The organism is Rothia sp. HMSC068E02 (genome assembly GCF_001813565.1).
Taxonomy (GTDB): Bacteria; Actinomycetota; Actinomycetes; order Actinomycetales; family Micrococcaceae; genus Rothia.
The window spans coordinates 4,212-27,043 of sequence record NZ_KV812891.1 but is presented as its reverse complement, the minus strand read 5'-3'; the positions used below and the strand labels follow the sequence as shown (position 1 = coordinate 27,043).

Annotated in this window: 16 protein-coding genes; 2 read left to right on the top strand and 14 right to left on the bottom strand. The window is 61.8% G+C overall.

The genetic code is table 11. From position 1 onward, the window contains the following. Positions 1-14 precede the first annotated feature (14 nt). The 14 genes from HMPREF2919_RS07155 to clpS all read right to left on the bottom strand — a co-directional run bounded on the left by HMPREF2919_RS07155 (position 15) and on the right by clpS (position 20,543). A complete protein-coding gene (locus HMPREF2919_RS07155) occupies positions 15-4,049 on the bottom strand; it encodes a thiol reductant ABC exporter subunit CydD/CydC (RefSeq protein ID WP_070666989.1) in 4,035 nt (1,344 codons plus the stop codon). Between the two features lie 122 nt (positions 4,050-4,171). Further along, positions 4,172-6,421 (bottom strand): ABC transporter ATP-binding protein/permease, encoded by a 2,250-nt coding sequence (locus HMPREF2919_RS07150; protein WP_070666987.1) that lies wholly within the window; start codon positions 6,419-6,421, stop codon positions 4,172-4,174. Beyond that, the gene (locus HMPREF2919_RS07145; RefSeq protein ID WP_070666985.1) at positions 6,418-7,545 is read right to left on the bottom strand and encodes an efflux RND transporter periplasmic adaptor subunit; all 1,128 of its coding nucleotides are present in this window, start codon (positions 7,543-7,545) and stop codon (positions 6,418-6,420) included. Before HMPREF2919_RS07145 ends, HMPREF2919_RS07150 begins: the two co-directional genes overlap by 4 nt. 63 nt (positions 7,546-7,608) lie before the next feature. Then, entirely contained in the window at positions 7,609-8,562 is a 954-nt protein-coding gene (locus HMPREF2919_RS07140) for a hypothetical protein (protein WP_049340615.1), read from the bottom strand. A 232-nt stretch (positions 8,563-8,794) separates the two neighbouring features. Next, the gene (gene cydB, locus HMPREF2919_RS07135; protein WP_049350307.1) at positions 8,795-9,865 is read right to left on the bottom strand and encodes a cytochrome d ubiquinol oxidase subunit II; all 1,071 of its coding nucleotides are present in this window, start codon (positions 9,863-9,865) and stop codon (positions 8,795-8,797) included. A gap of 21 nt (positions 9,866-9,886) precedes the next feature. Next, complete coding sequence (locus HMPREF2919_RS07130; protein ID WP_070666982.1) at positions 9,887-11,458, bottom strand: cytochrome ubiquinol oxidase subunit I; 1,572 nt, start codon at positions 11,456-11,458, stop codon at positions 9,887-9,889. A gap of 525 nt (positions 11,459-11,983) precedes the next feature. Next, positions 11,984-14,086, bottom strand: a complete 2,103-nt coding sequence (locus HMPREF2919_RS07125) for a DNA gyrase/topoisomerase IV subunit B (protein WP_070543255.1) — start codon at positions 14,084-14,086, stop codon at positions 11,984-11,986. A 333-nt stretch (positions 14,087-14,419) separates the two neighbouring features. Further along, complete coding sequence (locus tag HMPREF2919_RS07120) at positions 14,420-15,649, bottom strand: RDD family protein (protein WP_070604658.1); 1,230 nt, start codon at positions 15,647-15,649, stop codon at positions 14,420-14,422. Positions 15,650-15,942: 293 nt separating this feature from the next. After that, complete coding sequence (locus HMPREF2919_RS07115; protein WP_070506615.1) at positions 15,943-16,599, bottom strand: non-canonical purine NTP pyrophosphatase; 657 nt, start codon at positions 16,597-16,599, stop codon at positions 15,943-15,945. 38 nt (positions 16,600-16,637) lie between these two features. Further along, on the bottom strand, positions 16,638-17,369 hold the full coding sequence (rph, locus tag HMPREF2919_RS07110; RefSeq protein WP_005506419.1) for a ribonuclease PH: 732 nt from the start codon (positions 17,367-17,369) through the stop codon (positions 16,638-16,640). Between the two features lie 142 nt (positions 17,370-17,511). Further along, positions 17,512-18,405 (bottom strand): MBL fold metallo-hydrolase, encoded by an 894-nt coding sequence (locus HMPREF2919_RS07105; RefSeq protein WP_070604656.1) that lies wholly within the window; start codon positions 18,403-18,405, stop codon positions 17,512-17,514. Next, the gene (gene murI, locus HMPREF2919_RS07100) at positions 18,396-19,448 is read right to left on the bottom strand and encodes a glutamate racemase (protein WP_070604655.1); all 1,053 of its coding nucleotides are present in this window, start codon (positions 19,446-19,448) and stop codon (positions 18,396-18,398) included. The genes HMPREF2919_RS07105 and murI overlap by 10 nt, the downstream gene beginning before the upstream one ends. A 154-nt stretch (positions 19,449-19,602) precedes the next feature. Then, positions 19,603-20,223, bottom strand: a complete 621-nt coding sequence (locus HMPREF2919_RS07095; protein ID WP_070593486.1) for a DUF2017 domain-containing protein — start codon at positions 20,221-20,223, stop codon at positions 19,603-19,605. Further along, positions 20,223-20,543 (bottom strand): ATP-dependent Clp protease adapter ClpS, encoded by a 321-nt coding sequence (clpS, locus tag HMPREF2919_RS07090; RefSeq protein WP_070666980.1) that lies wholly within the window; start codon positions 20,541-20,543, stop codon positions 20,223-20,225. Before clpS ends, HMPREF2919_RS07095 begins: the two co-directional genes overlap by 1 nt. A 217-nt stretch (positions 20,544-20,760) precedes the next feature. On the opposite strand from clpS, the gene HMPREF2919_RS07085 reads away from it, so the two are divergent. Both HMPREF2919_RS07085 and HMPREF2919_RS07080 read left to right on the top strand, forming a co-directional pair. Next, positions 20,761-22,059 (top strand): nicotinate phosphoribosyltransferase, encoded by a 1,299-nt coding sequence (locus HMPREF2919_RS07085; RefSeq protein ID WP_070666979.1) that lies wholly within the window; start codon positions 20,761-20,763, stop codon positions 22,057-22,059. An 88-nt stretch (positions 22,060-22,147) separates the two neighbouring features. After that, positions 22,148-22,774, top strand: coding sequence for an isochorismatase family protein (locus HMPREF2919_RS07080; RefSeq protein ID WP_070600355.1), 627 nt, complete (start codon positions 22,148-22,150; stop codon positions 22,772-22,774). The last annotated feature ends 58 nt before the right edge of the window (positions 22,775-22,832 follow it).

Below are 22,832 nucleotides of genomic sequence, written 5' to 3'. Positions count from 1 at the left end.
ACGCTCAGCTGCGTTTAGAGGCGAACCACCTCATCGCAGCGGGCAATATCCTCGGGACGGTGCGACACCAGAACCGTAGCCACGGAGCTAGAGCGGGTCGCCGCATCCAAGTCAGCCATCAGCGCACGGGCAGACTCAGCGTCCAGGTGCGCGGTCGGCTCATCCAACAGCAGCACCGGCGAATTCACCAGCAGGGCACGAGCCACCGCCAGACGCTGACGCTGACCACCCGACAGGAAAGAACCGCCAGCACCCACCGGGGTGCGCAGACCCTGAGGCAGAGCGTCAAACCACTCGCCCAGACCCACACGGCGCAGAACCTCAATCAGCTCTTCCTCGCTCGGGCGATCCGAACGGTCACGAGCCAGCATCAGGTTACCCTCAAGGGTCGACTCAAAAATGTGAGCCGCCTGCGGGCACCACGCCGCGTAGCCGCGCAGTTGCTCACCCTCCAGGACCTCACCGGAAGCCAGCACACGGCCGGACTCCAGCGGCAAGAAGCCCAGAACGGTTGCAAGCACCGTAGACTTACCGGAACCGGAGGGGCCGGTCACCGCAGTCCAGGAGCCCGCGCGGGCGTTCATGTTCAGGTCGGTGAAGACCGGGTGATCCATGCCGGGCCAGCGGGCGGCAGCGTCCTGCAGGCTCAGGGCGGGGTCGGTGACCTTCACGCCAAGCTCCTGCGGGGTACCGCAGCTGACCAGGGTGGGCTCGCCGGGCTTCGGCGGGCGCGGGGTATCGCTCTTAGAACCAGCCGCAGATTCGGGGCGGTCAAAGCGGTGAGCACGCTGACGGTCTGCTTCCAGCAGCTCCTCCATCTCGGCCTCCGCGCGGGCACGCAGACGCTCAACACGACGCGGCAGAACGTGGGTGTCCACCTCAGCCTCGGTCGGCACGGAACGCTTCAGGGTCGAGACGGCAACAATGCCCTCCAGGGATACGTCGCGCACGCTCGGGGCAATCGTCGCGAGCAGACGACTGAACGCGGGCCAGGAGCGGACCGCCTCAACATGACCTAGGGAGCTTTCCAGCATGCCGGTGCACAGCAGCACCACAATCGCCGCTTCGGGGGCACGCACGGTGCCGTCAACAGCCAGCGGGTACGCAATGACTGCGCTCGCCAGAGCCGCACCGAACCAGCTGAGGGTCACGAGGGTACGGCCCACACCCTGAGCGGTTGAGCCCTTCTGCAGGGCGGACAGGTTCTCGGCGTCCAGGGCGCCGTTAGCCTTCTCAGCGGTGGTTGCCACGCCGTTAGCGCGCAGGTCCTCGGCTGCCGAGAGCATGCCGGTACCCAGGCGCAGCATCTGCGCGGTGGAGCGGCGAGCCAGCGCCTCCGCACGAGCATCGGCGCGAAGCACAATCCACGGAGCCACAAAAGTACTGACCAGCACGGCAAGCAGGACCGGAATCAGAGCCTGCGGCAGAATGCACGCGGTCGTAATCAGCGCCGCGGTCATGACCAGCAGGTGCGCAGCCGGCGGAATAATAACGCGCGGCACGCCGTCACGCAGCTCATCAATACCGCCCACGAGGCGTTCGAGCAGCGCGTCACCACGCAGCAGGGCACGCACGCTGCTCACGCTCTGCCATGCGCCAACCCAGGCGCGCAGACGCAGAATATTTGCGGCGGCAAGAACCTTCGAGTGGGTCATCAGACGCTCAGCGTAGCGGGCGCAGGCACGACCCAGACCGAAGAAACGCACACCCACAATGGCGACCATCAGGTACATCATTGCCGGGCCCTCGGCGGCGCGAACAATCAGCCAGCCGGACAGCGCGGTCAGTGCCGCAGCCATCAGGGAAGTAATCGCAGCCATGATCACCGGGCCGGTTGCAGCGCGAACACCAATACCTGTCAGTTCCTTCAGGGTGCGCAGGCTTGCGAACAGGCCGGCAGGCTCGGTTTCCTCGGCCTCGGCAGTAGCGGAGGCGCCCGCCGGGGCGGTGCTTTCTGCCTCGTACTCTTCCCGGTCCTTGAGCAGGTGCGCGGGGGCTTCAGCAGGAACCGCAACGCGGGCGGTGTTCGCCTCGGCGGTCCAGGTGTAGCCCCGGGCGGTCTGCACGGCACGAACGAGGGTGTCGCAGCCGGCGGCGAGCTCCTGCTCGTGGGTCACGATCAGCACGGTTGCGCCCAGTTCCGCCAGGCGGTGCAGGGCGCGGGTCACCAGGTATGCCGAGTAGGCGTCCAGGTGCGCGGTCGGCTCATCCACCAGGACGGTCAGCACGGTCTGCTCACCGCCGGCACGGTAGATAGCCTCGGCACGAGCCAGGGTACGTGCCACGGCGAGGCGGCGCGCCTGACCAGCACTGAGGGCACCGGGTTCAAGGGCGGTCAGCTTCTCCATGCCCAGCTGAGCCAGCGGGCCAACCAGCAACGCGGACTCGGCATCGGTGACGGACAACTTCTTGGAGTCCATCGCTTCACCGAGCAGAGTGGCTGCACGCTCACGCTCCGCCTCGGTGGCGCTCAGCGCATAGAGAGCCATTTCGGTCTGCACGGTGGGTGCGGTGAAGACCGGCGACTGCGGAATGACCAGGGTGGTTCCCAGACCGGTCACGCTACCGGTCAGGTGCACGGGCTCCTCCGAGCCGGTGGGCACCAGACCTTCACGCACGGCACCGGAGAACACGTTCAGCAGGGTGGACTTACCGCAACCGGACTCACCCATCACGCCGATAACCGCACCGCGCTCACCCTGGGCAGTTTCACCCTGAGTGGTGGCAACGCGACGGTCCAAGTTCAGGGACAGGTTAGTCAGCACCGCAGGACGCGCCGGGTAGCTCACCGACAGGTCCTCCACAGCGATGGTGGAAGGCTGAGCCTTCTGCACTGCCGTTTCCTGTGCAGCCGAGTCCGCAGCGGCGGCGGGCAGGGGCGCATCAATAATCTTCTGGGCGCTACGCAGGGCGGCAACGCCATCCTCAGATTGGTGGTAGGCGGCACCCACATCACGCAGCGGCTGGTAGCATTCGGGAGCCAACAGCAGCACAAGAATTGCGGTGTCCAGGCCCAGGGTGCCGTTGACCAGGCGCACACCAATCAGCACAGCAATCAGCGCCACCGAAATGGTGGTGATGAGCTCCAGCGCAAGCGAAGACATGAAGGCGCTACGCAAAGTCTGCATGGTGCGTTCACGGTAACGCTGGCCGAGGGCGTTCATGGCGCGAGTCTGTGCACGTTCACGGCCCAGACCGATAATGACGGGCAGGCCGCGTACCAGCTCCAGAATATGGTCGGAGAGGCGGTGCAGTTCAGCCTGAGCTTCTGCGGTCTCGTCGCGGGTGTTCTTACCAATCAGAATCATGAACACCGGAATAAGCGGCAGGGTGCACGCCAGCACCATGGCGCTCATCCAGTCCAGGGACGCCACAACGACCCAGAGGATGAACGGCACAACCGCAGTGGAAACGAACGCGGTCAGGGTCTTGGTGTAGTAGTCGTCCAGGGCGTTCAGGCCGCGGGAAAGCAACACAGCGGTCGCGCCGGTACCTTCGGGGGTGTCTGCGCCACCGGTGGCGAGCACGCGCTTGAGCAGCGAGGAACGAATCTGAGACTTCGCCCCGGAGGCGGCACGCTGCGCGCTCACAGCCAGCAGGTAGTCGGTGCCCGAGCGGACGAGCAGCGCAATGACGGCGACCGCAATCAGGCCGGGGGTGATGGTATCTGCGTCACCGAAGATGCCACCGAGGCCGAGTAGCCAGCCGCCGTGCGCCTCCAGCTGCGCCTGCGCGGAGCCCGAGAACTCAATGTAGGCGCGGTACACGTCCGGGGCGCTGGTCTCTTTGAGACGCGCGTGCTCGGCGGCAACAGCGGCGAAACCGGCGTGTGCCGCGCGGGCAATAATCACAGCCAAGGCGGCACTGAAAAGCACCGTCGCGAGGGTGTGCACGGCGGTGATAACACCGAACGTGCTGAGGGTTTTACGGGCGTCAGGGCCCAGAGGTGGGCGGCGGTCAGCGCGGTCATTGCGCTTTCCGTCGGTCGCCTCTGGTGCCTCAGTATTCTGATGTTTGTCAGCATGACGCGGTGTGTGCGTTCGACTCACGTGTTGTCCTTAGTCTTCTGCTGTTTTTACCTCCCATTATTTTAAGGTTTGGGCAAGCTAATACCTATTTGGCCGGTCATACTTCGGGGATTTGGCGGGTCTGGCGTTCCCCCGGCACGGGTTTAGCCGCGCATCGCATCGGCTGGGCTCTTGCGGGACGCTACCCACGCCGGGTACGCCGAAGACACCAGACCGGTAAGGGCGCCAACGCCCACGCCGAGCACCACGAATCCGGGTGAGAGAACCGCCTGCCAGCCCTGCACGAGCGAAAGAATAATCGTCGCAATCATGCCGGAGCAGGCGCCGATGGACCCGCCGAGCACGCCGAGCATGACGCCCTCCATGAGGAAGATGCGGGCAATCAGCCATTTACTCGATCCGATGGCGCGGCGCAGCGCAATCTCTGCGGTGCGCGATTGCACGGACAGATACATTGCGGTTGCCGCCGAGAGGGAGGCGAGCACCAGCAGAATACCGGAGAGCACACCCACGTACAGGCCCAGATCCGAGGCGATAGACGCGCGTAGGCTCTGCAGGTCGGAGGGGGTTTCCACGTTGATCTGGCTGGGTTCAGCGGGCTTGAGGGTCAGCGGAATTGCCTTGGCGACCGCTTTGCCGTAGCCCCGTTCGGTTTCGGTAATGTAGGTCACCTGGCCGCGTCCGGTGCGCTGAAGTGTGCCCGGCGAGACAATGACCGTATTCCTGAATTCGTAGCCGCTATTGCCGGGGTCGAAAAGGCCGACGACCGGCATCAGCTGACCATCCACCCAGATGCTCACACCGGGTGCCACCTGCGGCAGTCCGCCGAGCTTAATGCCGTACTCGACGGCGGGTAGCTCGCCGGGGCGGGGCTCGGTTGTGGCGTTATCTGCAGCCTTATCTTCGGGAATAATGCCGAGGGCGCGGGCAGCGGAGACCGAGACGATAGCGCCGGAGAGCTGCTCGGAGCGTTCACGGTCAGCAACGTTCTGCTGGGTGAGGGTCGAGTTCATCTGTTCGAGCGCACGCAGGGTTTCGGGGTTCATGCGGGCACCGATTTGCTCGAGCCGGGTCTTTGAGGTGGAGCTGAGGCCAATCGCCGTTTTGGGTTCGTCCTCGTAGGGGCTGAACCGGGTGATTCGCACGTCGGCGGGTGCCACGCTGCTGACGAATCCGGTGTTCTTCACGTAGTCCAGCGCGCTAATGCGGTCGGCAACATTCTGCGCGGATTCGCCCTGCCGGTAGGTTCCGAGCATGTTCTGGTCATTGTCCCTGTCGCTGATGTAGAGCGTGGATTGTTCGGATCCGAGCAGGCGCTGGTTCACCTGGTAGCTGGCGGATTCGCTCATGCCGGAGGCGCTGATGAGTCCGCCCACGCCCAGTGCGAAGGACAGGCCCAGCAGCAGGGTGCGTAGCGGTCGTGAGGTGAGCGCCGAGATTGCCTCGATGCTGTCGTCGGTGAGGAAGCTTCCGCGGCGATGCGTAGCGGGCTTCTCCCCCGGTGCGAGGCTGGTGGTAGCATCTACCGGGGCACCAACCGTGGCTTCTGCCGGGGTGTCCGTTGCAACCGGCACAGCCTCGGCAACCGGCACCTCAGCGACCGGCACCGTAGCCAAGTCGGCGCGGCTCTGCTCGTGTAGCCGTCCATCCTCAATGCGAATCACACGGCGGGCGGCGGCGGCAACCTCCGGGTCGTGGGTAATCACCAGCACGGTACAGCCGGTCGCGTTAATGCGCTGAAGAATCTCAATGACCTTGGCGCTATTGTGGCTGTCCAGATTGCCGGTGGGCTCGTCGGCAAGAATCAGCGGCGGGCGCGTGGCGAGGGCACGAGCAATGGCGCAGCGCTGCTTCTCGCCGCCGGAGAGGTAGCGGGTGCGGATGCTGGCGCGATCGCTCAACCCCAGAAATTCTAGGGTTTCTTCGGTGCGTTGCAGGCGCTCGCCGTAGGGTACGCCCTGCACGCGCAGGCCCATGGAGGCGTTGGTCGTGCTGGTTTCGTCCAGCAGCATGTTTGAGGATTGGAAGATGAAGCCGAGGTGGTCTCGGCGCATTTCGTCGCGTTCTCTGTCGCTGAGTCCTTCCGTGTTTTTGCCGAAGAGGCTGTAGGTTCCGCTGGTGGGAGTGTCGAGCAGGCCAATGGCGTTGAGCAGGGTGGATTTACCGGAGCCCGACGGACCAATAATGGCGAGGAATTCGCCGCGTTCGACCACCAGGTCGAGGTGGTCGAGGACTGCTCGTTCGCTCCCCTCGAAAACACGGGTAATGCCGTGCATTTCGATAGCGGGCGCGGTACCGAGCCCGGCAGCAGGTGTAGCGGCGGACGCTACGTTGGGCGCAATTGTAGGCGCACGTCCTGGGCTTGTGTCTGGGGTTATCTTACGGCGGCTCATGAGACAAGCACCTTCTGTCCCGTGCTGAGGTTTGCGTTGATTGCGGCGTATCCGCCGGCGGTGCGCAGAACCTCAACGTTAACTCGTTCGGTGGCGGGCGCATCCTTGCTGGTCGAGGTGGAGCTTCCGCCCTTTTCAACGAGCACGTAGGTGCCCTGGGAGTCCTGGCGTACCGCGGTAGTCGGCACGGCGAGGGTGGTTGAGGTGTTGCCCTTGCTGGTGATGGAGGCGCTCTGCCCCGGAGTGAGCTTGCTCGGGTCGTCGGCGCTGAATCGCACGCTCTTCGCCGCACCCTTGGAGGGGTCGTTCTGCAGCTCACCAATGCTGGTGATGGTGCCCTCCACGCTGCCGGTAGAAGTGCGCAGGCTAACGCGGTCGCCGGCCTTGAGCTTATTGGCAACGGAGAGCTCAACGCTGGATTCCACGTAGGGTTCGCTGGTTTCTACACTCGCGATGGGGTTGCCGTCGTTAATGAGCTGGCCGACTGCCGCAACTGCGGTGACGGTGTGGCTTCCGCCGGGCAGAATCGCGTAGTTGTTACGGGCAATGCTGGTGACCCCTTCGCTGGGCACGCCGGTCAGGTGCGCGCGGTGCAGGCGCGTGACGGCGTCGAGGGTGTCCTCGGTGACGGTGCCGCTCTGAGCGGTGGCGTACCCGGCGGAGTTCAGTGCCTTCTGGAAGGCGAGCACGTCGTCGCCGTTATCGCCCAGGTTCAGGTCGCGGTATAGCGGTAGCGGCCCGTCCAGCACGAAGACGGGGTCGGCACCGATAATGCCGATGAAGTCACCAGCTTTGAGTACGTTACCGGGCTTCTGGTTCTGGTAGACGAGCACCGGCTCACCGTTGGTGCGTGCGCTAATCGGGGCGGTCTCTCCAGCCTTGGTGGTTCCTGCAATGGCGAGTCCCTCGCTGACGGTGCGTTCTTCGACCTTCGCCCAGACCGGGATCACGGTTTTCGCTTGCACGGTCGGGTCGGGGCCTGTTGCGGCGTAGCGGGTGCCAAGGTAGAAGGACAGCATGAGCGAGCCGATGGCGAGGATTGCCAGCAGCAGGAGCACGCGGGGTCGGGCGATGCGCTCGCTAAAGCGGTGACCGCTGTTTTGGTTCTGTGAGTGAGTGGTCATGGCGGTGTCTTTCTGAGCTGTTTTTGCGCTGTCTTTTGTGGTGCTGTCTTTCAGCGTCCCGGTTTACTGGTGCTCCATAACGTACTGCTTGAACTTCTCGTCACGCTCACGTTCTGCCTTGCGGTCCTGCTCAAGCTGTGACTGGTACTTGCGGATGAGCGGCATCTGGTACTGAGCTTCCAGGTCGTAGAGCTGCTTGCTCATGCCGACCTGCTGGTTACATTCGGCCTGGATGGTGGCGATGCGAATCTCTTCTTCGGAGGCGGGCTCGTTGAATCCGTTGTTCTTGCTCAGCTGCTCAGCCAGCGGGGTTTCCTCGGCGACGGAGCCTGCCGAGCGAGGGGTGAGGCCGCGGTCTGAGACGCACTGCTTCCACTTCTCTTCGAGCTCGCGGTGCAGTTTGCTACCGTAAACGGCGTTACCCGCCTCAGTAGAGATACGACTGGATGTGGACTGCCCTTCATTCTCGGGCCTCTTGCCTTCGGGCACCGCGGCCTCCAGGGTCTCGCGGGCCTTGGGGTAGCATTCGGTGCGAAGCTTGTCCTCGGGGCTCATGCTCTCCCCCGAGTTATAGGAGATGGGGGCGGCTGCGTTGTTGGGGTCTCGCTTCTGAAAACCGTACTTCTGGGCGTACTCGACGTTCCAGGGACCGTACTTTCGTCCCAAATCACCGCGGGGTGCGCTTTCAGAATAGGGAGCCTGGATGGTGTAGTTCTGCCCGTGTTCGGCGAAGCATTGCTTCATGGCAATCTGAAAGGCCGTGTATTCGTAGTTGGTGCGCTCGTAGTAGAGGTAATCGTCCAGGGGCATCTTCACGATGTCCTGTTCCGCGTCGAAGATGGCGTGGACGCTTTCGTCGCGTTCCAGCGGCGGGTTGAAGAGCGAGCAGGCGCTCAGGGGCATGATGCCGATACAGAACAGGGCACCCGTGGCGAGCAGGCGGCGGCGCGTGCCGGTGCGAGGGGTAGTTCCGGTGCGAGGAGCGGATGCAGTGGAGCTACGGTTGAGGGACTTCATCGTTGAACACCTTTCATAAGAGTGAGTTGCTCACCACATTACACTTTTTGCTCCTTGCCGCGCTCGAATTTCGGGGGGGGTGTGCACCAAAAATTTTTGCGCGCCCACTCATCTGCCGAGAGCTGCAGCCTCTGCGAGAATATCCTCTGAGGGAATAGTCCTCTGGGTGGCATAGAAAAATCCCCCGAACTTCTCGAAAGAGAAATCCGGGGGATTTTCAATCAGCTACATGCTACTTGGTCGGCAGTTCAGCCAGTTCGGTAGCGTCGTGAGCGTCGGGGATGTGATCCACGTGCAGACGCTTACGGAAGACCCAGTAGGTCCATGCCTGGTAGACGAAGACGACCGGCAGACCAAGGCAGGTCACGAAGGTCATAACGCCCAGGGTATACTCGGAGCTGGATGCGTTCGCAATGGTGAGCGAGTATGCCGGGTCCAGGGTGGAGGGCAGAACGTTCGGGTACATTGCGGTGAAGATTGCCAGCGCGCCGAATGCGAGGAACACGGACAGGCCTGCGAAAGCGCGACCCTCACGGCCACCCTTTGCGGAGGTCCAAGCAATCAGAACAGCAACCACAGCTAGGATGGTGCACAGCCAGGAAATGCCGTTACCGGTGGTGAAGTCCAGTGCCAGAACCCATGCAACAATCGGCAGCAGCAGGACGGGAGCCCAGCGTACCAGGATGTTGCGAGCACGGTGGCGGATGTCACCGTCGGTCTTCAGAGCGATGAAGGCAAGACCCTGAACCAGGGAGAAGCCAACGAAGCCCAGACCGCCGAGCAGAACCGGCAGGGAGACCCATGCGAAGGCGCCGCCAACGCGGTCACCGTTCTCGTTGATGGGCAGACCCATGGAGGTCAGACCCAGCAGAGCACCAACGAGCAGTGGGATAAAGAAGGAAGAAACAGACAGAGCGATGTTCCAGTTACGGATCCACTTCTCGTCGTTCTTCTTGCCGCGGTATTCAATGGCGACCACGCGCAGAATCAGGAAGACCAGCGCGAGGGTCAGGGGGATGTACAGAGCCGAGAAGAGGGCTGCGTACCAGATGGGGAATGCAGCGAACAGAGCTGCACCACCAGTCACAAGCCACACCTCGTTACCGTCCCAGACGGGGCCGATAATGTTCAGCAGCAGACGACGTTCCTTCTCGTTCTTTGCGAACTTGGAACCCATCAGCATACCGACACCCAGGTCAAAACCGTCCAGGATCATGTACATGATGAGGAAGACGCCAATGGCAACAAACCAGAGGGTGGGCAGACCAGGCTGACCGGCAAAGATATTGAAATCAAAGTTCATGGTGAATCAATCCTTACCCGCCTAGTAGGCGAACTCCAGCACGTCGCGCTTGGACTTGTCGTTGGACTCGTCCTCGTGGTGCGACTGAACCAGCTCGGGCATTGCAGCAACCACACCGGCCTTGACGTACTTGATGAGCAGGTAAACCTCAACCACCATCAGCACGCCGTAGAGCAGGCCCAGGGTGAGCAGGGAGAAGAGGATTTCTTCACCGGAAACACCCGGGGAGATAGCTGCTGCGGTGTACAGGCGGATTGCGGGATCGCCCTCAAGGTTGGGGACAACCACGAAGGGCTGACGGCCCATTTCGGTGAAGATCCAGCCCAGTGCAATTGCGAAGAAGGGAGCCAGGATGGACCAGACGGCAACGTTCTTGAGCAGCTTGGACTCGGGGACGGTGCCCACGCCCTTCTTACGGGTAACCCACAGTGCGTAGAGGTAGAAGGGAACGACGACTGCGCCCAGACCGATCATGCCGCGGAAGCCCCAGTAGGAGACCTCGAGGGAGGGCAGGTAATCAATCTTCTGACCTGCACGCTCACCGTAGAGCGGGTTATCGGGCAGGTTGGTGCCGTACTTAGCTTCGTACTCGGGAACCAGGGTCTGGATACCCTTCACCGGGGTGTTGAAGTTGTCGTATGCCAGGAAGGACAGCACGCCGGGAACCTCGATGATGGTGTGAATCTTGTCGCAGCTCTGAGCGCCAAGCTCACCAACGGTCAGCACGGAGAAGGAGGTACCGTCGTGGCAGGCGGCCTCGGCGGCAGCCATCTTCATGGGCTGCTCGTGAATCATCATCTGTGCCTGCATGTGGCCGGATGCGCCAACACCAGCGAAGCCGATGAGGCCCACCACTGCGCCCAGGCGCAGGGACTTGAGCCAAACCTGGAAGTCCTTCTTGTCGCGTGCGCCCTTGTCGGACTCACCAACGACGACCTTGCCGTCAACGACCTTGTCGATGCCGTCCTTGCGGCGACGCCACAGCTTGTACCAGGCAATACCGACCAGGAAGCCACCGGCAACCTGGATGGATGCGGTGATGACGTGAGAGAAGGTCACCCATGCGAGGGGGTTCATCAGCACTGCGCCAATGTCGGTCATGCGGGGACGACCGTCAATCATTTCTGCACCGACGGGGTGCTGCATCCAGGAGTTTGCAACCAGAATGAAGAATGCAGAAATCCAGGAGCCGAGAACTGCCATGAACAGACAGAAGGCGTGGACTGCGGGCTTGAGGCGGTCCCAACCGAAGATCCACAGACCAAGGAAGGTCGACTCAACGAAGAAGGCGAAGAGGCCTTCCATTGCCAGCGGAGCGCCGAAGACGTCGCCGACGAAGCGGGAGTATTCACTCCACGCCATGCCGAACTGGAATTCCTGAACCAGACCGGTGGCCACACCCATAGCGAAGTTAATGAGGTACAGCTTGCCCCAGAACTTCGTCATGCGCTTGTATTCGTCCTTCTTGGTACGAACGTAGCAAATGTACAGGTAGGTCACCACAAGGCCCAGACCCAGAGTCAGCGGAACCATGAAGAAGTGGTAGACGGTGGTAATACCGAACTGCCACCTACCAAAATCAAGGGGATCCATTGATAGGTCCTTACTATGTGTGTACTTAATGTGCGTTTGTGCCAGATTTCGGGTAGTCCACCATCGATGGAGGGCATACGAGAGTTACTGACACAGTGTCTCTCATGCTTCTAAGGTACAGGGTTTTCCTAAGAAGCTGTGAGTAGGCTGTGCATAGTATGGACGTTTATTGTTTGACGTTTCGCTAAAGGTACCTTGGACGTTATCCCTCGATGCAAGGGTGGTGAGAGGAATGAGACACGATGGTGCCTTGCGGGGTTGAGAAGCAGTTTCGGAACCTTGGTGAAATATTGCAGTTTTTAATATTTTCTGCAAAATTTTGGTGACAGATTTCGTGATTGTGACAGGTGCTTCAAGTAGTGCTCAAAGCTTAAATTTGCCTGTTTCATGCGGAATTTACGCGGAATCTCCGAGAATTGCGTGACTATTCTCACACAAAATTCATGGATTGTGACACGCCAGCCACCACTGCCCCGCAAGGCACCGCAATGCCCCGCAAGGTACCGCACGCTACATATCGATGCTCTACATATCAATGCTCTCGGCATCCAGCTGATGAGCACCCGCAATAATGAATTCCTTACGCGGAGCCACCTCAGAACCCATCAACAAGGAGAACGCACGCTCGGCAGCCTCCGCATCCTCAATGCGAATACGGCGCAACATGCGATGACGCGGATCCATCGTCGTCTCAGCCAGCTGGTCAGCGTCCATCTCACCCAGACCCTTATAACGCTGAATGGGTTCCTTATAGGACACCCCCTGCTCCCGCAGAGAATCCAGAAGCTCGTGCAGCTGCTTCTCCGAGTAGGTGTACACCATCTCGTTCGGCTTGCCGCGGCGCACCACCTCCACACGATGCAGAGGCGGAACCGCAGCGTACACGCGACCCGCCTCAATCAGCGGACGCATGTAACGGTAGAACAGGGTCAGCAGCAGGGTACGGATGTGGGCGCCGTCCACGTCCGCATCGGTCATCATAATGACCTTGCCGTAGCGAGCAGAGTCCAGGTCAAAGGTACGACCCGAACCCGCACCGATCACCTGAATCAGCGCCGCGCACTCAGCATTCGCGAGCACATCAGTCACCGAAGCACGCTGAGTGTTCAGGATCTTACCGCGAATCGGCAGCAGAGCCTGATACGAGGAAGAACGCGCCAGACGCGCCGTGCCCAGCGCCGAGTCACCCTCCACAATGAACAGCTCAGAATGCTCAACATTGGTCGAACGGCAATCCACCAGCTTGGTGGGCATGGACGAAGACTCCAGCGCGGTCTTACGGCGCTGAGTTTCCTTATGGATGCGCGCCGAGACGCGGGTCTTCATCTCAGAGACGACCTTCTCACACAGAGCGGTCGCCTGAGCCTTCTCCGCACGGGCGGTCGACTCCAGGCGAGCCTTCAGCGCATCGCCCACGACCTTCGACACGATCTGGCGAACCGCCGGGGTACCCAGAATCTCCTTGGTCTGACCCTCAAACTGCGGCTCGGCAAGACGCACGGTCAGCACGGCGGTCAAGCCGGCGAGCACGTCGTCCTTCTCAATCTTGTCGTTACCCACCTTGTACTTGCGGGCATTATCGGCAAGGTGCTTGCGCATCACGCGCAGCAGGCCCTGCTCAAAACCGGTCGTGTGAGTACCGCCCTTGGGGGTGGCAATAATGTTCACGAAGCTGCGGACCGTCGTCTCGTAACCAATGCCCCAGCGCAGCGCAACGTCCACTTCGCAATCGCGCTCCACGTCGGTCAGCTGCGAGCGGCCGTCCTCACCCAGCACCGGCACGGTCTCGGTGAAAGATCCGCTGCCGCTAAAACGCCAGGTGTCGGTAATACGCTCATCGTGCGCCAGAAACTCGACGAACTCGCTAATGCCGCCGTCGTACTGGAAAACTTCCTCGTGGGGTTCCAGCTCGCCGGGGGTGCCGGGCAGTCGGCGCTCATCACGGATGCAAATACGCAGACCCGGAATGAGGAACGCGGTCTGGCGCGCACGAGCAGCCAAGTCCTCGTAGCTGAACTTAGCGTCGGGGGTGAAAATCTGCGGGTCAGCCCAATAGCGCACACGGGTGCCGGTCACGCCACGCTTAGCGCGACCCACAATCTGCAGGGCGTCAGTGCCCTCGGTTGCGGGAGTGAACGGATCTTCGGGCTTGGGGGTGCGGCCGGACTCGAAGAATCCGGGAATGCCGTGGCGGAAGGACATCTGGTAGGTCTTCGAGCCACGGTCCACCTGCACGTCCAGACGGGAAGACAGCGCGTTCACCACGGAAGCGCCCACACCGTGCAAACCACCGGACGCGTTATAGGAGCCGCCGCCAAACTTACCGCCGGCGTGTAGCTTGGTGAATACGACCTCGACACCGGACAGGCCGGTGCGCGGCTCAATGTCGGTGGGGATACCGCGGCCATCATCGCGCACCTCAACCGAACCGTCACGGTACAGAATGACCTGGATGGACTGGCCGAAACCGGCGAGCGCCTCATCCACCGAGTTGTCGATAATCTCCCAGAGGCAGTGCATCAGGCCGCGAGAGTCGGTGGAGCCAATGTACATGCCCGGGCGTTTGCGTACAGCTTCCAGACCTTCCAGCACGGAGAGGTGACGGGCGGTGTAGTTCGAAGACGCCACGGGAATCCTTTCGGCAAGTGATGACTGTGTGCAAGTGATGACTGTGTATTCAGCACGGCAAGCTTGCGGAAGGGAGAAAAAATGCCCCGGGCTTGCGCTCATAGTGCTCTAAGTTTCTATTCTATCGTGGCTTGTTGCCCGCTTCTGCCTGCGCCGTCATGAGGCTCTCTGTACCGTTATTAGACGCTGCCGAGAGAATGAAACAGCAGAAAAGCACCGGCTGCCACTCCCCTATGGAGTAGCAGCCGGCGTGTGAGTATCTGTGGATGTCTGAATTTTTAGGGGTCGCTTCTGAGGTGTCCGCCCTGGGCGCCTCATAGCAGTGGCACTGCCCTAGTGAGCTTCACCCGAGGCGCGCGAGGAGCTCTCGTGACGGTTCGTGACCATGATATTGGACTTGAAGTAAAACTCTTCGGGAAGCTCATTCGTGACCGGGCCGTGCGGGAATTCGCTGAGCTTTGGCACGAAGTACCAGTCCATCAGCTCGCCGCTGCTCTGCTTGAGCACACGGCGTTCCCTCATGGCGTGGCGTACCTTGCGGCGCAGGCGCGGGCTGTCTTTCAGAGTGCTGGTGAAGACCCACGGAGTCTCGTAACCCTCGGTGATCATGCCGAAGGTGATGCGCAGGTTGCCATTCTCGTCGGCGTCCATCGTGAAGTCGCCGTCTGCGATATCGGTGAAGGCGAGCATCCAGCTGTGTCGGCGTTCGTAGCTTTCGCGGGTGGTCTGCAGCGCCGCAATGATGCGGTGGTCGATCAGCAGCTCCACCTTGCGTTCGGTGATTTCGCCCAGACGAGCGTAGGAGCCGAAGGCGCGGTTGGCGCCGCTGCGGCGAGGCCACTTCGTCACCGCACCGTGCGGCACCTCCCCCGCAAAGGTAAAGGGGCCCGTCATGGTGCCGGGCAGACGCAGACGCTCAAACGGAGCAGTCGGCAGGAAGGTCGTCAGCAGCTGATCGGAGCTGACCGACTTACCCCAGCGCGCCATCTCAAAAATGGTCGGTTCAGGGCCTACAGGGTAGATATGCGGCATCTTGCGACCGAACTCGTCAAAGCCCTCAATAAACTCACCGTTGGAGCTGTACCCGGGCATGGTCGCACCGAGCGGGCGAGTCCACGACCCCGAATACGGCTTGGTCAGATGCGGGTTCTCCACCGGCAGGATGCTGGTGCGAGCACCCAGGTAGGCGGGCATGCGCGAGAGGTTACGCCAGGCGAACTTCGCGGCAACCGCCTCGCGCCACCACATCGGGCGTTTGCCCGGGGTCTGCCCGCCCAGGCAGTGCATGAGTAGCCAGAATCCAGCCCAGCCGAGGCACCCTGCGGCAACCACGCAGAAGATAATCGTCAGCACAGTGTGCAGGGTTCCGGTCGCCCAGATATTCGTGGCGATTAGAGCCATGAACGCCACCCACGCAGCCATGACGTACGGGCCGAGCGTAATCATCGGATCGACCACCTTCACGGCGGCAATGACGCGGCGGTTCAGGCCGCGCCACACGTAGGAGTACGCCCAGCATCCGGCGGCAAGGGCGAGTGCCATCAGCAGAAGAAGGATGAGCATCGGTGTGTCTCTTTCGCTGCAGGTTTTTCTACCGCGGTCGGTGACAGCAAGCGTCGAGCAGATGCCTCGCTGAAAGGCTCTTCAATAGCAAAACTCGCCTGCCGAAGATACCTTCAGCAGACGAGTTTCTTTGGTGTCACTAACCTTGAGGTAAAACTTCTTTACCTATTGTGCCTTTAATTGGTATCCCTGTGGGGGATTTTAGGGGGATGCACGAAAAAATCGCACCCAACCCCGCGTTTTCACCCATCAGACCGGCACAGCGAGTATGCTCTGGCGCCTCAGCGACGGTTCTAGGACGCCAGCGCAGCAGCAATCTGAGGAATCAGTGCCTCAAAAGCACGCGCACGGTGGCTAATCGAGTTCTTAATCTCGGCGGGAATCTCAGCGCAAGACTTGCCAGCGTACTGACCCTCGTACAGGGCGTTCTCACCGTTCAGCTCCACGGGGCGCAGAATCGGGTCGTAACCGAAGCCGCCCTCCCCCGCCGGTGCGGTCAGCAGCTCACCGGGCAGCTCGCCGTACTCGACCGCATCAAAACCGTTCGGGGAGGCAACCGAGGCCGCGCAGCAGAATTTCGCGCCGCGGTGCTCGGCAGAAATATCGCTCAGCTGAGCCAGCAGCAGGTTCAGGTTCGCGGAATCGTCACCGTGGCGACCCGCCCAGCGCGCCGAGAAAATACCGGGGGCGCCGTTGAGCACATCCACCGACAGGCCGGAATCATCAGCAATAGCGACCAGGCCGGTTGCCTCGGCAACAGCGCGCGCCTTCAGCAGGGAGTTCTCAGCGAAGGTCACGCCGGTCTCGGGAACATCGGGGGCGTTCACGCTGGAGGCGTCAACCACCTGGGTATCAACGTCCAGGCCGTCAATGCGTCCGCGCAGAATTTCGCGCAGTTCCTTGAGCTTGCCCTTATTGTGGCTTGCCAGAACAATCTTTGCGTCTGCCATAGTTTCTCCTTGTCGACGGAACTAGTTACTGGGACGGGTTAGTGTGCCAGTGCTTCACGCTGAATCTGAGCCAGCTCTGCGGTGCCTTCCAGCGCCAGGTCGAGCAGGCTGTTGAGCTCGTCGCGGTCGAAAGGCGCGCCCTCGGCGGTGCCCTGAACCTCAACGAACTTGCCGCTGCCGGTGACGACCACGTTCATGTCGGTCTCGGCGCGAACGTCTTCGGTGTAGGGCAGGTCCAGCATGGGGGTGCCGTCAATAATGCCCACCGAAATTGCGGACACCGAATCGATCAGCGGGTTCGCCTTAGCGGGCAGAATCTTCTGCTCCTTCGCCCAAGAAATAGCGTCTGCCAGCGCCACGTACGCGCCGGTAATAGAAGCGGTGCGGGTGCCGCCGTCAGCCTGCAGAACGTCACAGTCGAGCACGATGGTGTTCTCACCCAGTTCGTCCATGTTGATGACCGCACGCAGGGAGCGACCAATCAGGCGAGAAATCTCGTGGGTGCGGCCGCCCACGCGGCCCTTCAGCGACTCGCGAGAAGAACGGGTGTTGGTGGCGCGCGGCAGCATCGCGTACTCGGCGGTCACCCAGCCCTTACCTTCGCCCTTGAGCCAGCGCGGCACGCCCTCGGTGAAGGATGCGGTGCACAGCACGCGGGTGTTGCCGAACTCGATGAGGGCGGAACCCTCAGCGTTGCGGGACCAGCCGCGGGTAATGGTGATGGGGCGCAGTTCGTTGAGGGCGCGGCCGTCTTCGCGGGTTGCAGTCATGGGTTCTCCTTGAATCTGTCTGCGGGGTCTGTGTCTGTCTGTTGAATCTATGTCAAAAAGTGGGCGGGGCTGAGCGCAGTTTGCACTAGTCCAGTTTGTTTTAGCCCAGGTCGGGTTTAGCCTAGTCCAGCTCGGGCTTCGCCTAATCTAGCTCAGGCTTGGGCAGCGCAATCGCGGTGTTCAGCGGCGGATCAAGCACCTCCACCACGTTCAGGGTGGACGTGACCGGGTGAGCCTCCGTCGGGCGCGGGTAGATGCGGTAACTTGCCGCCATTTCGGCAATGCCGACCGGGCCAGAGAAAGCACTGCGCGCCTCCGCGCGAGCGATGTCCGGGTCGTTCCACACGGGCAGGTGGGTCAGCAACAGGTTACGCACACCCGCCTCCGTGGCAGCCTCGCCGGCGCGCTTGCCGGTCAGATGAATACCGCGCAGGGCTTCGTCTCGACCCTCCTGGTAGGCTGCCTCGCAGAGGAACAGGTCAGCACCGCGCGCAGCCTTGACCAGGCCCTCGCACAGGTCGGTATCGCCCGAGTACGAGAACACGGTGTGACCCTCGCGGTCATTGCAGATGATGCGCAGCGCGTACGGATCCTTCGAGGGGTGAACCACACGGAACGGCTCCACGCGGAAGGGACCAATCTGCACGGGCTCACCCTCAGTCCAGGTGTGGTACTCAAACTCGGTGCTCATGCCCGGATCCGGGTCCAGGCCGTGAGTCGCCGAAAGGTACTCGTTAATCGCGGCGGGACCGTACAGCGGAATGCGGCCCTTGGGCCAGCCGCGCGGATCCCACTTGACCGCCACGTGCAGACCGGACAGGTCGATGCAGTGGTCCGGGTGCAGGTGCGAAATCAGAATCGCGTCGATATCGCTCAGATCGATATGGCGCTGGAGCATGCCGAGGGAGCCGTTGCCCATGTCCATGATGATGCGCCAGGTTCGACCCGCGAAGTCCGTGGCGGTGAGCATGTAGCAACTAGCCGGTGAGACGGGGCCGGGAAAGGAGCCCGTGCAACCGATAACGGTTAGACGCATGAGGTGTCGTCCTTAGGGGTGGTGCCGGAAAATTCGGTGCCCGCGACAGTGTGTGCTGCCTCTGCAGGATCTGCCGATTCGTCGAGGGTGATGCTGCGGTGTGCCGCAAGCATTTCGGGGGTGAGTGCCGCCAGCGAGCCGGTCGGGTAGCGTTCCGCCACGGAGCTGGTGTGGCGCACGTTGGTGACCTCGGGGCCGAGGAAGCGGCGTGCCAGCTGCGAGAACGTCTCAGTTTCGCCGGTGGCGAGGAATTCGTGGTGCGGGTTTTCCTCGGGGACCGGGCTTTCAATGGCGTGGTTGAGCAGTTCGCGGTACACGTCCTTCGCGGTCTCATCCGCGGAGGAAACCAGGGTAACGTCCTCACCCATAATGTAGGAAATCACGCCGGCCAGCAGCGGATAGTGGGTACAGCCGAGCACGAGGGTGTCCACGCCAGCGTCCTTGAGCGGCTGCAGGTACTCGCGGGCGGTCTCCAGCAGCTCGGGACCGGAGGTAATGCCCTTCTCCACGAACTCCACGAAGCGCGGGCACGCCACCGAGTGCACCTCAAGGTTCGGGGTAATCGCAAAAGTGTCCTCGTAGGCGCGGGAGGTGACGGTCGCCTCCGTCGCAATCACGCCGATCTTGCGGTTACGGGTTGCGGCGAGCGCACGGCGGGCGGCGGGCTGAATCACCTCGATGACGGGGATGCCGTACTGGCGGGTGTAGCGTTCGCGGGCGTCGCGGAGCACCGCTGCGGAGGCGGTGTTGCAGGCGATGACGAGCATTTTCACGCCGGAGTCGACGAGTTCGTCCATGATGCGCAGGGCATTGGCGCGTACTTCTGCGATTTTGAGGGGGCCGTAGGGGCCGTGGGCGGTGTCGCCGACGTAGATGATGCGTTCGTGAGGCAGCTGGTCCATGATGGCGCGTGCCACGGTGAGTCCGCCAACGCCGGAGTCGAAGACGCCGATGGGTGCCGCGGCGGTGGGGCCTGCGGGCGCGGGGCTACCCCAGGGGGTGCGGGCACGGTAGGGATTTGTTGCGTCGATGCTGTCACTCATGTGTCACCTACACTTCGTTATCGGTCGGGTACCACGTTCTATGCTAACTCGCTAAGGTTACCCTTTTAGTCCGTTGAGCGGTTAGATGAGTCGAGAACCACCATTATGTGGTTGTATATGACGATAGTTTGAGGGGGAATTTGAAAAATTCGTTCTATTCTTGCTCGTTTGCCCCGCCAAATACTCCGCCGGACTTTTCCTCTTCTTCGTCGTCCAGCCCGTCGAGCATGGCGAGCATGAGCGAGTCCTGAACCCAGGAGACAAAGTTGTACACCACAGCCATGTACTCTTCTTGGGTCTCGATCTCGGAAGGGTCGGTGAACGCCGCAATATCTTCTGCGGTGTCTTCGTCCACAATGTAGAGGCGGTCGGCGAGCACCAGGCGAATATCGCCGAGCGCGGCAGCCCAGGCGCGGGCGTGTTCTTCGTTCAGGCGCAGGTCGCTGGATTCAATGTCGAAGGCGAGCATGGCGAGGTTCGCGCGTTTGGTTTCGCGCAGGTCGCGTTCGGTGTAGCGGCGGTATTCGGTGGCGGCCTCGTCGTCGCTGCTTGCGGCGGGTAGCAGGCGTGCTACGGCACTGTCGGCGGGAATGGTGGGGTTTTCGGTGATGCCGACCAGCGCCTCCAACGGGTCGACGGTGCCGCCGTCGGCGGTGGTATCTGCCGGGCGCAGTAGCGCGCGAACGTCTTCGGCGAGTTCGCGAATCAGGTCACGTTCGGCGGGTTCGAAGGAGGCGGTGTAGCCTCCGGGGGTGCGGCGGAAGGGCCGTGCCATTAGTTTTCTACTTTCTCGAAGGTTGCCAGCAGACCCCAGGCGTGCATTGCCTGGGTGTGTTTTTCGGCGTCTTCGCGCGAGCCGGTGAAGACGATTGCCTTGCCGTTGTTGTGTACCTGCAGCATGAGCTCTTCTGCGCGGGCGCGGGAGTAGCCAAAGTGGCTGCGGAAGACGTAGGACACGTAGGTCATGAGATTGACGGGGTCGTTCCAGACGATGACGTTCCAGGGGGTGTCTGTGGCGAGGATGTTCTCCAGGGCGGTGTCGAGGTCGGTGTCCTCGAGGGTTCCGGTGGAGAGGATCACGGCGGTAGTGTTCATTGGTTTCCTTTGCGGCCGGTTCCCTTTGATTATACGGGCGGGTATGTGTTGCCCCTGTGTTGCCTCTGTATTGCTCTGGTGTTCGTCCTGTACTGCTCCCGCACAGAGTGCTGGTAATTTGTCATACTACAGTACTTAGAGTCAAGAATACTTTATGTAGTGATTGACACGCCGATTCAAGAGGAAAAATACCCTAATACCCCACTACAATAAACACATGGCTACTACCTCTCTTCTCACCGACCACTACGAACTGACCATGCTCCAGGCGGCACTCGCCTCCGGCGCAGCCAACCGTAAGTGCACCTTCGAAGTCTTCACCCGCCGCCTGCCCGCAGGCCGCCGCTACGGCATCCTCGCAGGCACCGGCCGATTCCTCGAAGGCCTCGCTAACTTCCGCTTCAACGACGAAGAACTCTCCTTCCTCTCCTCCCGCAATATCGTCAACAAAGAGACCCTCTCCTACCTCGAATCCTTCACCTTCAGCGGCAATATCCGCGGCTACGCAGAAGGCGAAGCGTTCTTCCCCCACTCCCCCGTCCTGCAGGTCGAAGGCACCTTCGCCGAAGCGTGCGTCCTCGAAACCTACCTGCTGTCCATCCTGAACTTTGACTCCGCCGTGGCAAGCGCCGCCTCCCGCATGAGCGCAGCCGCAGGCAACCGCCCCTGCCTCGAAATGGGTTCGCGCCGCGCCCACGAACGCGCCGCCGTCTCCGCCGCACGCGCCGCCGTGATTGCCGGCTTCGCGGGCACCTCCAACCTGGAGGCTGGCCTGCGCTACGGCCTGCACACCATCGGCACCAGCGCCCACGCCTTCACCCTGCTGCACGACAGCGAACGTGAAGCGTTCGAGGCGCAGCTGCGTTCCCTCGGCGCCCGCACCACCCTGCTCGTCGACACCTACAACGTGGACGAGGCGGTCCGCCTCGGCGTGGAACTCGCTGGCGAAGAGCTCGGCGGTGTGCGCCTGGACTCCGGCGATCTGGTCGCCACCGCGGCACGTGTGCGTGAACTGCTCGACTCGCTCGGCAACACCCACACCAAGATCACCGTCACCAGCGACCTGGACGAGTACGCCATCGCATCCCTGGCGGCAGCACCCGTGGACTCCTACGGCGTGGGCACCAAGCTGGTCACCGGTTCCGGCGCGCCGACCTCCTCCATGGTGTACAAGGTTGTTGAGCGTGAGAACTCCGCCGGTGAAATGCAACCGGTCGCTAAGGCGTCGGCTGGCAAGGCGTCCATCGGCGGGGCCAAGCGTGCGGCCCGCCGCCTCAACGGCATGGGCATTGCGACCGCCGAGGTTCTGGGCACCCACGAGGACCCGAGCCTGCTCGAAGACACCCGCCCGCTCATGGTGGACTTCGTCCGCAACGGCGAGCTACTCCCCGGCTTCACCGGCGAGGAAGGCGTGCGCCGCGCAACCGCCCGCCACGTAGCATCCCTGGCTGAGCTTCCCGAAGCTGCCCACCGCCTCTCGGAGGGTGAGCCGATCATTCCGACCGAATTCATCTAAACCACCCTTCTGAGATACTGTTTTCACCTGGCGAATCTTCACCTGGCGAATCAGAGTGAAAACTCATTCCTACTTGTAAAGGACAGACATGTCTAAGGCACTGATTATTGTTGACGTGCAGAACGATTTCTGCGCCGGCGGCGCCCTCGCCACCGAGCGCGGTGCGGACGTTGCCGCGCTGATTAGCGAATACGTGGAGAACAACCACCACCGCTACGACGCGATTGTCGCCACCCAGGACTGGCATATTGATCCGGGTTCACACTTCTCTGACACCCCCGACTACGTTGACTCCTGGCCGGTGCACTGCGTCGCCAAGAGCGAAGGCGCGCAGATTCACGAGAACCTGGACACCGACTACATTGAGGCGTACTTCCGCAAGGGCCGCTTCGAGGCAGCCTACTCGGGTTTTGAGGGGCTTCTCGCCCCCGAGGATGAAGTCGCAACCGGCGAGCACGAGCCTGGTGCGGATGCGTCCGAGGACGGTCCGCAGACTCCCCTGTCGGAGTGGCTGGATGAGCGCGGTATCGAGTTCGTCGATGTTGTCGGTATCGCCACCGATTATTGCGTGTCGGCAACCGCTCGCGATGCGGTCGATGCAGGCTACGAGACTCGCGTGCTGCTTGACCTGACCGCGCCCGTGCACGAGGACAAGCTCGACGACGTGGTTGCCGAGCTTGAAGATGAGGGCGTCGAGGTGGTTGAGGTTCTCTAACCTCCACTATCACTGTAGATAACTCGCCATTTCAAGCGGGCGTTGAATATACAGAGAC